Source organism: Pseudidiomarina sp., from assembly GCF_048268165.1.
GTDB lineage: Bacteria > Pseudomonadota > Gammaproteobacteria > Enterobacterales > Alteromonadaceae > Pseudidiomarina.
The window spans coordinates 109,745-120,539 of the sequence record NZ_JBLWWA010000001.1; the positions used below are offsets into that span (position 1 = coordinate 109,745).

A 10,795-nucleotide genomic window follows, 5' to 3' on the forward strand; every position below is an offset into this window, starting at 1 on the left:
GGCTCGACGATATAAGGCAGGATCCCATTTTGCAGTCACAATTTGCCGATGTGTTGGCAGTACTCGCCAATTCCGAGCACGTTAATATTTTACGTGACATTCACCGCGGGGTTGAACGCGAAACCTTGCGTATTACAGAAGCGGGAAAGCTTGCGCCCACTTCGCATCCCGAAAAGTTAGGCTCGGCGCTTAAGCATCCGTTAATTACAACCGACTATGCCGAAACTTTAATGGAATTCATCACGCCCGTAGCCAGTGATATCAAAGTCACCGTGCAGCAGCTGATGGATATCCATAAAGTAACCTATCGCGAATTAGGCGATGAGTTACTATGGCCATTAAGTATGCCGTGCTTTGTCGGCGCGGCCGAAGATATTGTGATTGCGCAGTATGGCAAATCCCATACCGGTAGAATGAAAACTTTGTATCGGCAAGGGCTTACCTATCGGTATGGCGGCGGTATGCAAATTATTGCGGGGGTGCATTACAATTTTTCACTGCCCGATACGTTTTGGCAATTGTTAGCTGAACGCGAACAGCGTGAACTCAACCAAGACTTTATTTCCGAACGCTATTTTCACTTAATTCGAAACTATAAGCGGGTGAGCTGGCTTATTCCGTACTTATTTGGCGCTTCGCCGGCTATTTGTAAGTCGTTTCTGAAACATACCGAAGGCAATATGACCTTCGCCGAATTGGGTAAAGGCACCGTATACAGGCCTTATGGAACCTCGTTGCGAATGAGTGATTTAGGCTATACCAATAAAGAGCAGGCGGACCTCAAGATAACCTATAACACGCTGGACGAGTACGTGACCGGTCTACGTAGGGCGATCACAACCCCATCTGCGCGGTTTAGCAAAATTGGTGTTAAAGTTGATGGTGAGTATCGCCAACTCAACACGAATATTCTACAAATTGAAAATGAGTTTTATTCAACTATCCGACCGAAGCGGGTAGCCCGCTCAGGTGAAACGCCTACGCAGTCTCTTGAACGCAGTGGGGTTGAATACATTGAAGTCAGGGCATTAGATGTGAATCCATTTAGCCCTGTGGGTATTACTGCTGAACAAATGCAGTTGCTTGATGTACTGTTGATCTATTGCGCACTTAAACCCAGTGCTGAGCTAAGCTGGGATGAGCAGGTGATAACCGATACCAATTTTAATCGGGTTGTCATGGATGGGCGTAACCCACGCTTAACCCTGCAAGATAATGGTTATGAAAGGCCTATATCTGATTGGTTAGAAGATATATTTGCTGACTTACAGCAAATTGCCAAAGTGATGGACACTGCTCACGGTGAGCAAGACTATGTCACGGCAGTTAACGAACAATACCGTTGTGTACTTAATCCTGAACTGACGTTGTCAGGCCGGGTAATGGCACACTTGCTTGAGCACAACATCGATAACAGCGTGTTTGGCATGCAACTGGCGCGGGATTATAAAAAACAACTTGAGCAGCCGTTAAGTTATTTCACCGAGGCTGAATTTGACCGTTTGCGCGATGCTTCATGGGCTGCGCAACAGGAGCTTGAAGCGGCCGACGCGAATTCAAGTTTTGATGACTTTTTAGAGGAGTATTTCCGGCGTGCGGCTTACCAATCACTGGATTGTTAAAAAATGAAGTTCAAGTTTACGATTATTGCGGCAACTCTTAGTTTAGTCGGCTGTGCATCAGCACCACCGAAAGAGCCGGAAAACCTCTGTGGTATTTTCATGGAAAAACGTGATTGGTACGACGCCGCTGCAGCAATGCGCGATAAGTGGGGCGTACCGATACAAGTTCCTATGGCCATGATGTATCAAGAGAGTTCATTCAAGCACGATGCCGTGCCACCGCGGGACTATTTATTGTGGATTATCCCATGGGGGCGGGTGAGTAGTGCTTATGGTTATTCGCAAGCCAAGACACCAACATGGGATGACTACGTTCGTGAAACAGGAAACTCGTGGTCATCACGTGACGACTTTGATGACGCACTTGATTTTATGGGATGGTTTATCTCAAAAAGTCACCAAATAAACGGTGTTTCTAAATGGGACGCTTACGCGCAATATCTCAATTATCATGAAGGATGGGGCGGCTATCAGCGTCAAACCTATCGCAGTAAACGCTGGTTAATGAATACAGCAGAGCGGGTCAAACAGCGTGCCAGTCGTTATGGTGCTCAGTTGCGTACCTGCGAAGATGATTTAGAGCGCGGTTGGTTGTGGCGTCTATTCTTTGGTTAACCGAACCGCTGTTATGATGAGCGGGTGCGTGTTACCTATCGGGTAGCACGCGCACCAGTTTGACTAAGTTGTCACTGCTTTCAATCACTTCAATCGCATAGCCATTAATACGTAAACATAAGGGCCGCTGCGGAATGTCACCCAGTTGCTCGATGATTAAACCGCTGACCGTTTTGGGGCCATCCGTAGGTAAGTCCCAGTTCATTTCTTTATTTAAGTCACGAATATTCGCAACACCTTCGACATGTACCGAACCATCGATTTGAACTTGGGTAGATTCGCTCGGTGCAGGCGCAATACTGGTGGTGAAGTCACCTACAATCTCTTCTAAAATATCTTCTAAAGTCACTAACCCTTGAATATCGCCGTATTCATCCACCACCAAACCAATACGTTCTTTGTTGCGCTGAAATTTCAGTAATTGCACGTTTAGCGGTGTGCCTTCCGGAATGTAATAAATATCCCGAGCGGCGCGGACAATTTCAGATTTATCCAAATCATTATTGTTTTTTGTCATGATTTGCATGATGTCACGCGCGTGTAAAAAGCCAACTGCGTCGTCAATTTCATTCCGATAGAGTAATATTCTTGTGTATTGGGCTTGGCTGAGTTGTTTAATAATTGATTTCACGTCGTCCTGCACATCAATACCCGATATGTCAGCACGCGGAATCATCACATCTTCAACGGTCACTTTCTCAAGATCCAAGATACTAATCAGCATGTCTTGGTGACTTGAAGGAATCATTGAGTTTGCTTCATTAACCACCGTTCGCAGCTCTTCGGAACTCAACGCATCTTGGCCAGAGGAGCCTTTCGGGTTAATACCGAGTAAGCGCATGAAGCTATTCGTTATAAAGTTAACCGTTGCCACGAGAGGGTAGAGTACAGTCAGCATTGGCTTTAAAACAAATGAGCTAGGAAACGCAATGCGTTCGGGGTGCAGAGCTGCAATTGTCTTCGGTGTTACCTCAGCAAAGATTAGCACAACCAAAGTTAAACCAAATGTTGCGATAACGATGCCAGCATCGCCAAACCAGCGCAAACAAATGATTGTCGCAATTGCCGAAGCAGCGATATTAACTAAATTATTACCGATTAGAATAAGACCAATTAAACGGTCAGGGCGGTCGAGAAGATAGAGTACGCGATTGGCTCCAGCATTACCTTGCTGCGCGAGGTGACGTAAGCGGTAACGATTGACCGACATCATGCCGGTTTCCGAGCCAGAAAAATACGCGGAAAGAAACAATAAAACCCCAAGTATGATCAGTAGGGTCGAGGTGGATATCTCGTCCAAAAAAAAGTCCTATAATTTAAAACTGAACGCCTAATTTAGCCAGCTGGCGCTACAAGTCAAGTTCTTCGCATGCAAATGCGTGACGAACTACAGAGAAAGTAGAATATCTTTCACAAAACGACTGCCAAAATACGCTAATGACAGAATAATGCTAGCGATAACGCTGGTTATTACCAGAGCTCGTCCGCGTGCTCGTTTTACGCCGTGCAGGTACAACACAATTGCGTAAAGTGCGAATGCAATAAGACTCAAAATTGTTTTGTGCGATTGCCCCTGAGCAAACATGTCATTAAGGAAAACGAATCCACTAATAATTGCGATCAGTAGCAACGCAGTTCCGGTACTCAATAAGCGGAAAAAGTAACGTTCCACAGTCATCAAGGGGGGTAAATAACCGGTGAGCGTGTGCGTGCGGTGATGCTTCAGTAAGTAGTTTAAATATAAGAGCTGGATTGCGTACAAAGTTGCTAAGCTCAACACCGCGTAGGCAATCAAGGACAAGATAATATGGACGACTAAACCATGGGCTTCGCTCAGTTGTGCGCCCCAGTTGGCCGGACTGAGTACCATCAGTAATACGCTCACTGCCGCGAACACATAAATTATTGGGCTTAACAGCAAACCACCGGCGCGGCGGCTTCGCATTAACGTGAATGCGGCTAACAAGAGCGCGACCGTACTTAAACTGGTAGTGATGTTTAAATGGTCAAAATGATCGGCATTGAGGTAATCCCACAACACGATTGCATGGGTCACGATTGCTGCCAGTGGTACGATTAGCAGTAGCCAAGATGCAGAGGTTGTTCGTGCGAGACTACGCCAAAGTAATACGGCGCTCAGTACGTACAACACAAGATTGATGGGTAGCAATAGGGTCATGGCAATTATCAGTCTGCTGCGCAATGGGTGAACAATGTAGCAAGTATATGCATAGTCACGCCTAAACCCAATAGGATCAGGAAACTTTGCTTGATTTAAGATATAATCGCCGCCATATCGACAAAATGGCAATAAGAAAGTGGGCAGATTCGCATGTTTGAGAATTTAAGCGAACGATTGTCGCAATCGTTGAAAAGTATTACCGGTCGCGGACGTTTAACCGAAGACAACATCAAAGACACCTTACGAGAAGTGCGCATGGCACTGCTCGAGGCTGATGTTGCCTTGCCGGTAGTGCGTGAATTTGTAAGCCGGGTAAAAGAGCAAGCCCTTGGTGAAGAAGTCAACAAGAGCCTGACCCCTGGCCAAGTATTCTTAAAAATTGTGCAAAAAGAGCTTGAGCACGCAATGGGTGAAGGCAATGTGCCGCTCAACCTTGCCGCACAGCCGCCCGCAGTGATACTGATGGCAGGTTTGCAAGGTGCTGGTAAAACGACCAGCGTCGGTAAATTAGCCCGCTACCTGCGTGAAAAACAGAAAAAGAAAGTGTTGGTGGTTAGTGCCGATGTTTACCGTCCGGCCGCTATTAAGCAATTGGAAACATTAGCGAGCGAAGTTGAAGTTGAATTTTTCCCATCAAGCACAGATCAAAAACCTGTTGCTATTGCACAAGCTGCAATAGCTCACGCACGGAAAAAATTCCTAGATGTAGTTTTAGTCGATACTGCCGGTCGTACCGCAATTGATGAAGCTATGATGGCGGAAATTCAAGCATTGCACGAAGCAATCAACCCAGTAGAAACATTGTTTGTGGTTGACGCGATGACTGGGCAAGACGCCGCCAACACTGCAAAAGCTTTCAGCGAAGCGTTACCGCTTACGGGCGTTATCTTAACTAAGACAGATGGTGATGCTCGCGGTGGTGCAGCGTTGTCGATACGTCATATTACTGGCCAACCAATTAAATTTTTGGGTATTGGCGAAAAGAATACAGCGCTCGAACCGTTTCATCCTGATCGCGTTGCTTCGCGGATTTTAGGTATGGGCGACGTGATGTCGCTGATCGATGAACTCGAATCTAAAGTTGATAAAGCGAAAGCGGAAAAAGTTGCTAAAAAGGTGATGAAAGACGGTAAGTTCTCACTTGAGGACTTTCGTGATCAGCTGGCTCAAATGCGCGACATGGGTGGCATGATGGGCTTAATGGATAAGTTGCCTGGTATGGGACAGATGTCGGCGCAAATGAAGGGGCAGCTGGATGACAAGCTCACCGTTCGTATGGAAGCTATCATCAACTCAATGACCCGCAAAGAACGCGAACATCCCGATTTAATCAAAGGTTCGCGAAAACGTCGTATTGCTGCAGGCTCAGGCACTCAGGTACAAGACGTGAATAAAATGCTGAAGCAATTTATGCAAATGCAAAAAATGATGAAGAAAATGAAAGGCGGCGGTATGGCGAAGATGATGCGCGGCCTTGGCGGAATGGGTGGTAAAATGCCACCAGGAATGTTCCCGAAACGCTAGTAAAAACTTGCATTCGGACTAATTTTCGGGTAAATTCCACGACCTCTTCGACCCCGGTCGGAGACTTTTTTATTTACTTAACATTTGAAACTGTATCGAGGAACGTAATGGTAACCATTCGTTTACAACGTGGTGGCGCTAAAAAACGCCCATTCTACCAGATGGTAGTTACTGACAGTCGCAATGCCCGCGACGGTCGTTTTATTGAAAATGTAGGCTTCTTCAACCCAGTCGCTCGCGGCCAGGAAGAAAAGATCCGTATCGACTTAGCGCGTGTTGATCATTGGGTATCAAACGGTGCTGCTTTGTCTGATCGTGTATCGAAGCTGGTAAAAGACGCGCGTAGCGCGGCTTAATAGAATTATATTTCTGAAGTTAGGTGGCTATGAATAATCCTGCTGAAACCGTCGTTGTGGGTCAACTTGGCGCAGTATATGGCGTAAAAGGCTGGATAAAAGTTCAAAGCTTCACTGATGATCAGGAAGCCATTTTTGATTACACCCCTTGGCAACTTGTTTTACAAGGCAAGGAGCAACCAGTTCAAGTCGAAGAATGGCGTCGACACAATAAAGGACTGATTGCGAAGTTAGCAGGCGTACAAGATCGCGAACAAGCACACTTATTAACAGGTGCGGAAATTGTGATTAGTGCGGCGCTACTACCTGAATTGCCAAAGGATGAGTTTTACTGGCGCGATTTGATTGGTATGACTGTCGTCAATACTGACGGTTATAACATGGGAGTCGTTGATCAGTTAATGGCCACTGCATCGAATGATGTAATGGTGGTGAAAGCGAACAGCAACGATGCATTTGGTCGCTCTGAGCGTTTGATTCCGTTTATTCAGAGTCAATACATTCAGAAAGTCGACATGGAAAACAAAAGCATTGTTGTGGATTGGCCGTCGGACTTTTAATGGCTGATAAATTGCAGGTTGGGGTGATAAGCCTTTTTCCTGAAATGTTTCAGGCTATAACCGACAATGGTGTGACCGGCCGGGCCGTGCGAGATGGATTACTGGATATTCAGCTGATAAATCCGCGCGATTTTACCCATGACCGTCACCGCACTGTTGACGACCGCCCTTATGGCGGAGGTCCAGGGATGTTGATGATGGTGCAACCGCTCACTGATGCGATTGCAACAGCCAAACAACAGCTCGGTGCTGATACCAAGGTGATTTATATGTCACCTCAAGGTCGCAAGCTTGATCATACAGGCGCTCAAGAATTGGCGCAGTATGACAAGCTCATTTTAATCGCCGGTCGTTATGAAGGCATCGATGAGCGTGTAATTGCGCGACATGTTGATGAAGAATGGTCGATTGGAGATTACGTGTTAAGTGGTGGCGAGTTGCCGGCCATGGTGATGATAGACGCGGTAGCAAGATTGATTCCAGGTGTGCTTGGACATCAAGACTCGGCTAGCGAAGACTCATTTGCCGATGGTTTGCTAGATTGTCCGCACTATACACGACCAGAAATCTTAGATGGTGAGTCGGTTCCTGCTGTTTTACTCAGCGGTAACCATGAAAATATACGCAAGTGGCGCTTGCAACAGTCCCTCGGGAGAACTTGGTTGCGCCGCCCTGAATTATTGAAACACCTAGCTCTGACTGACGAGCAGAAGCAGTTATTGGATGATTTTATTCAGCAACATCAAGATGCTTCTGATACAGGTTCGGGTAGTTAATCTAGGCAAGTGAGGCTAACATGGCAAAAGTAAGTCAAAATTTGATCAAAGCGATCGAAGATGAGCAATTAAAAACTGACCTTCCAGCGTACGCGCCGGGTGATACAGTGGTCATCAATGTTAAGGTTGTTGAAGGTAACCGTGAGCGTGTTCAGGCATTTGAAGGCGTGGTTATCGCAAAACGTAATCGTGGTCTACACAGTGCGTTAACTGTTCGTAAAATTTCGAACGGTGAAGGCGTTGAACGTACTTTCCAAGTACATAGCCCAATTATTGATAGTATTGTTGTGAAGCGTAAAGGTGCGGTTCGTCGTGCTAAGCTTTACTACCTTCGTGAGCGTTCAGGTAAATCTGCACGTATCCGCGAAAAGCTATCTTAATAAGCATTAAGCTTATTCCGAAAAAACCCGCCGCTGGCGGGTTTTTTTATGGTACAAATGCGCTATATGAATCGAATATCTCGCTGTTGGAGCTGCTGCTATGTCTGATCCCGAAAAAGAACTCGAAATGCTGCGTTATCGCATTGATGAAACCGACAGCGAGTTAGTTCGTGTGTTGCTACAACGACGTGAGTTAGCGGCTCAAGTTGGCGTGGTAAAGCGCAATTTAGGGCAGCCACTTTATGTTCCTGAACGTGAAGCTATGATGTTGGAACAGCGACGTCAGCAAGCGGCAGCGATGGGGCTTTCGCCGGAACTTATTGAAGATGTTTTGCGCCGTGTAATTCGTGAGTCTTATCAGCAGCAACAAGCCGCTGACGTTCACCTGCAAGATAAAAATGTGGTCGTTGTTGGTGGTGCGGGTGCCTTGGGGCGGTTGTTTGTGCGGTTATTTGAATCAGCCGGTGCAACGGTAAATGTCATCGACACCGGCGATTGGGCGTTAGCCGAAGCCTACTGTTCACTAGCAGATCTTGTTTTAGTATCGGTACCGGTTGCGGTAACAGTGGATGTCATCACCCAATTACCCACGTTACCACCGAGTTGTATCTTGGCAGATGTTACCAGCATTAAGCAGCAGCCACTCGAAGCAATGCTCGCCAAGCATAGTGGGCCTGTGGTTGGTCTGCACCCCATGTTTGGGCCTCAGCAAGCTACCTTAGCCAAACAGCTTATGGTTGCCTGCCATGGCCGTGATGAAGACAATTATCAATGGTTGCTGCAAAGCATTCAACGCTGGGGGGCGCAGGTTAAACAGATCGATGCACAAGAACATGATAAGGCCATGTCGTTCGTTCAAGTTCTGCGCCATCTATCGACGTTTGTTTATGGCGCCCATCTCGCGCAAGAGCGTGTTGATGTTCAACAGTTACTGGACCTTAGCTCGCCGATATATCGGCTGGAGTTAATGATGGTAGGGCGGCTGTTTGCACAAGATGCAAATTTGTATGCGGATATTATTTTGTCAGATCCACATAACTTTCAAATGCTACGCCGCTACGTTCAACTTTTTGATACTTTACTTGAAGAGCTTGAGCAACGCGGGAAAACTGATTTCGTTCAGCGGTTTGGGGATGTGCGCGACTACTTTGGTGAGTTTGCACAACGCTTCTTAAGTGAAAGCCAACGGTTATTAGACACCGCTGGCGATGCGCAACAAATCAGCTAATTCTTGCGGTTTAACGGGTTTGTGGAGCTGGGTATTTATTCCAGCAGCACTGCAACGCTCGGCAAAATCATCATGTTGATGGCCAGTTACCATTGCGGTATTCGGGGTTTCGCTGCCTAATTTCTCCACGATTTGGCAATATACATCGATACCGTCAATATCGGGTAATTCATGATCAAGCAGAATGAGTGTTGGCCTGTGTTCGACTGCAGCCGTTATCGCTTCATGGCCCGTTTGTGCGGTGATGATTTCAACAGGGTACTGTCGAACCATCGCTTTGAGTACTTCGAGTGAAATGAAATCGTCATCGACTATTAATACTTTGTTCGGCGTAGAACTCATTTTAATATCCTATACTGGGCTTACATAGGCACCCATTTGAACAGAAGGAAGCAACAGAATGCAACGGGTAAAAATTTGGGATAGTTTTGTTCGTCTAAGTCATTGGCTGATGGTGATTCTAGTTGTGTTGATGTGGTACACCGCCGAAGAGGGCTACATGGATAGGCATTTACAATTGGCTGGTGTGCTTGGTGCTTTGGTTGTAACACGTATAGCGTGGGGCTTTTTCGGCAGCGAGTCAGCACGATTTTCCCGTTTTTTAAAAGGGCCCAAAGCGGTTTCACGCCATCTGCAAGAATTTAAGGCAGGCGACTATAAGCCAACCAATACACACAACGCAGCTGGGGGGTGGGCAGTCGTGATTATATTAAGCTTGCTTGCCGTGCAATTTGGTACCGGTTTATTTTCAAGTGACGATATTATTTATTCAGGCCCGTTAGCCAGTGTTGTGGGAGCTGACGCCAGCGAGGTGTTCAGCGAGATTCATGAAATCAGTTTTAATGTACTGGTGATATTTATTGCGCTGCATGTGATTGCTATCGCGCTGTATCAGCTGCGCGGTGTTAATTTAACTGCCGCGATGTTTCATGGCAAACGTGCTGGCGTGAAAGCGCCTAAACTTGTTTCTGGTATTATTGCGATAGTCGCGGCAGCCATTCTAGCTGCCGCGTTTTATGTGTGGATTAATTAATCTTTGTATTGATCGTGGCAGCCTTTGCAGTTCTTAGCTGCGGTTAAAAAGGCGCCACGAATAGCACTTTCATCACCACTGGCGGCTGCTTGTTGCAATGCTTGCGCATCCTTCTGAAGCTGATCGGCACGTTCCACAAAGTCGTCCCAGTTATCCCAAATTGCCGGTAAGGCATCCGTATTATTGCCAGGCATAGCGCCTTCTTGGCTGAAGCCAATCCAAGGGATGCTTGCAAGCGCAGCAAAGTCGTTCGCACGTTCATTGAAAATGACGCTGTCAAAGGCAATATCGCCTTTAACCATGTCACCCATTAGCGCAAAGTTATTTTGCATAATCGATAGGGCTTTTTGACGGTACTCGACAGCTTTGTCTGCATCATTGAATGCGTGCTGAGCTGTTGCACTTGCGGAGACACCTAATATGACCACTGCGAGTAAGTTGATTGCTAACTTCATGTTGTTCCCCTTATTGTGTTGTTTAACGACTGCAATACGCCTTTCATCCCTAAATGGATTGCGC

The 10,795-nt window shown here is 46.5% G+C and carries 13 protein-coding genes; 9 read left to right on the plus strand and 4 right to left on the minus strand.

Annotated elements, in window-relative coordinates:
* Positions 1–29: 29 nt before the first annotated feature.
* Together gshA and ACN0UY_RS00550 are read left to right on the plus strand one after the other, a co-directional pair.
* Positions 30–1,622, plus strand: coding sequence for a glutamate--cysteine ligase (gshA, locus tag ACN0UY_RS00545; RefSeq protein WP_417664881.1), 1,593 nt, complete (start codon positions 30–32; stop codon positions 1,620–1,622).
* Positions 1,623–1,625: 3 nt separating this feature from the next.
* A complete protein-coding gene (locus ACN0UY_RS00550; RefSeq protein WP_417664882.1) occupies positions 1,626–2,237 on the plus strand; it encodes a hypothetical protein in 612 nt (203 codons plus the stop codon).
* 31 nt (positions 2,238–2,268) lie between these two features.
* Here ACN0UY_RS00550 and ACN0UY_RS00555 read toward each other — a convergent pair whose 3' ends face one another.
* Together ACN0UY_RS00555 and ACN0UY_RS00560 are read right to left on the minus strand one after the other, a co-directional pair.
* Positions 2,269–3,537 carry an HlyC/CorC family transporter gene (locus ACN0UY_RS00555; RefSeq protein ID WP_417664883.1) on the minus strand — a complete coding sequence of 423 codons (1,269 nt, stop codon included), beginning with the start codon at positions 3,535–3,537 and terminating at the stop codon, positions 2,269–2,271.
* A gap of 87 nt (positions 3,538–3,624) precedes the next feature.
* The gene (locus ACN0UY_RS00560) at positions 3,625–4,416 is read right to left on the minus strand and encodes a cytochrome C assembly family protein (RefSeq protein WP_417664884.1); all 792 of its coding nucleotides are present in this window, start codon (positions 4,414–4,416) and stop codon (positions 3,625–3,627) included.
* A 153-nt stretch (positions 4,417–4,569) separates the two neighbouring features.
* Between ACN0UY_RS00560 and ffh the strand changes: the two genes are divergently transcribed.
* From ffh to tyrA, 6 genes are all read left to right on the plus strand, one after another.
* Positions 4,570–5,943 carry a signal recognition particle protein gene (gene ffh / locus ACN0UY_RS00565; RefSeq protein ID WP_417664885.1) on the plus strand — a complete coding sequence of 458 codons (1,374 nt, stop codon included), beginning with the start codon at positions 4,570–4,572 and terminating at the stop codon, positions 5,941–5,943.
* A gap of 107 nt (positions 5,944–6,050) precedes the next feature.
* Positions 6,051–6,299 (plus strand): 30S ribosomal protein S16, encoded by a 249-nt coding sequence (gene rpsP / locus ACN0UY_RS00570; RefSeq protein ID WP_128351993.1) that lies wholly within the window; start codon positions 6,051–6,053, stop codon positions 6,297–6,299.
* A gap of 29 nt (positions 6,300–6,328) precedes the next feature.
* Complete coding sequence (rimM, locus tag ACN0UY_RS00575) at positions 6,329–6,859, plus strand: ribosome maturation factor RimM (protein WP_128351992.1); 531 nt, start codon at positions 6,329–6,331, stop codon at positions 6,857–6,859.
* Positions 6,859–7,635, plus strand: coding sequence for a tRNA (guanosine(37)-N1)-methyltransferase TrmD (gene trmD / locus ACN0UY_RS00580; protein ID WP_417664886.1), 777 nt, complete (start codon positions 6,859–6,861; stop codon positions 7,633–7,635). The genes rimM and trmD overlap by 1 nt, the downstream gene beginning before the upstream one ends.
* Before the next feature lie 20 nt (positions 7,636–7,655).
* Complete coding sequence (rplS, locus tag ACN0UY_RS00585) at positions 7,656–8,015, plus strand: 50S ribosomal protein L19 (protein WP_128351991.1); 360 nt, start codon at positions 7,656–7,658, stop codon at positions 8,013–8,015.
* Between the two features lie 100 nt (positions 8,016–8,115).
* Complete coding sequence (tyrA, locus tag ACN0UY_RS00590) at positions 8,116–9,243, plus strand: bifunctional chorismate mutase/prephenate dehydrogenase (RefSeq protein WP_417664887.1); 1,128 nt, start codon at positions 8,116–8,118, stop codon at positions 9,241–9,243.
* Here the strand turns inward: tyrA and ACN0UY_RS00595 are convergent.
* Positions 9,208–9,585, minus strand: coding sequence for a response regulator (locus ACN0UY_RS00595; RefSeq protein ID WP_417664888.1), 378 nt, complete (start codon positions 9,583–9,585; stop codon positions 9,208–9,210). The genes tyrA and ACN0UY_RS00595 overlap by 36 nt on opposite strands.
* A 58-nt stretch (positions 9,586–9,643) precedes the next feature.
* On the opposite strand from ACN0UY_RS00595, the gene ACN0UY_RS00600 reads away from it, so the two are divergent.
* The gene (locus tag ACN0UY_RS00600; protein ID WP_417664889.1) at positions 9,644–10,276 is read left to right on the plus strand and encodes a cytochrome b/b6 domain-containing protein; all 633 of its coding nucleotides are present in this window, start codon (positions 9,644–9,646) and stop codon (positions 10,274–10,276) included.
* On the opposite strand, the gene ACN0UY_RS00605 is transcribed toward ACN0UY_RS00600, so the two are convergent.
* Entirely contained in the window at positions 10,273–10,731 is a 459-nt protein-coding gene (locus ACN0UY_RS00605) for a c-type cytochrome (protein ID WP_417664890.1), read from the minus strand. The genes ACN0UY_RS00600 and ACN0UY_RS00605 overlap by 4 nt on opposite strands.
* Between the last annotated feature and the right edge of the window lie 64 nt (positions 10,732–10,795).

Coding starts and splice junctions, on each gene's coding strand:
- ACN0UY_RS00605 (WP_417664890.1), bottom strand. CDS start 10,731: ATGAAGTTAGCAATCAACTTACTCGCAGTGGTCATATTAGGTGTCTCC.
- ACN0UY_RS00600 (WP_417664889.1), top strand. CDS start 9,644: ATGCAACGGGTAAAAATTTGGGATAGTTTTGTTCGTCTAAGTCATTGG.
- rimM (WP_128351992.1), top strand. CDS start 6,329: ATGAATAATCCTGCTGAAACCGTCGTTGTGGGTCAACTTGGCGCAGTA.
- ACN0UY_RS00595 (WP_417664888.1), bottom strand. CDS start 9,585: ATGAGTTCTACGCCGAACAAAGTATTAATAGTCGATGACGATTTCATT.
- rpsP (WP_128351993.1), top strand. CDS start 6,051: ATGGTAACCATTCGTTTACAACGTGGTGGCGCTAAAAAACGCCCATTC.
- rplS (WP_128351991.1), top strand. CDS start 7,656: ATGGCAAAAGTAAGTCAAAATTTGATCAAAGCGATCGAAGATGAGCAA.
- tyrA (WP_417664887.1), top strand. CDS start 8,116: ATGTCTGATCCCGAAAAAGAACTCGAAATGCTGCGTTATCGCATTGAT.
- ACN0UY_RS00560 (WP_417664884.1), bottom strand. CDS start 4,416: ATGACCCTATTGCTACCCATCAATCTTGTGTTGTACGTACTGAGCGCC.
- trmD (WP_417664886.1), top strand. CDS start 6,859: ATGGCTGATAAATTGCAGGTTGGGGTGATAAGCCTTTTTCCTGAAATG.
- ffh (WP_417664885.1), top strand. CDS start 4,570: ATGTTTGAGAATTTAAGCGAACGATTGTCGCAATCGTTGAAAAGTATT.
- ACN0UY_RS00550 (WP_417664882.1), top strand. CDS start 1,626: ATGAAGTTCAAGTTTACGATTATTGCGGCAACTCTTAGTTTAGTCGGC.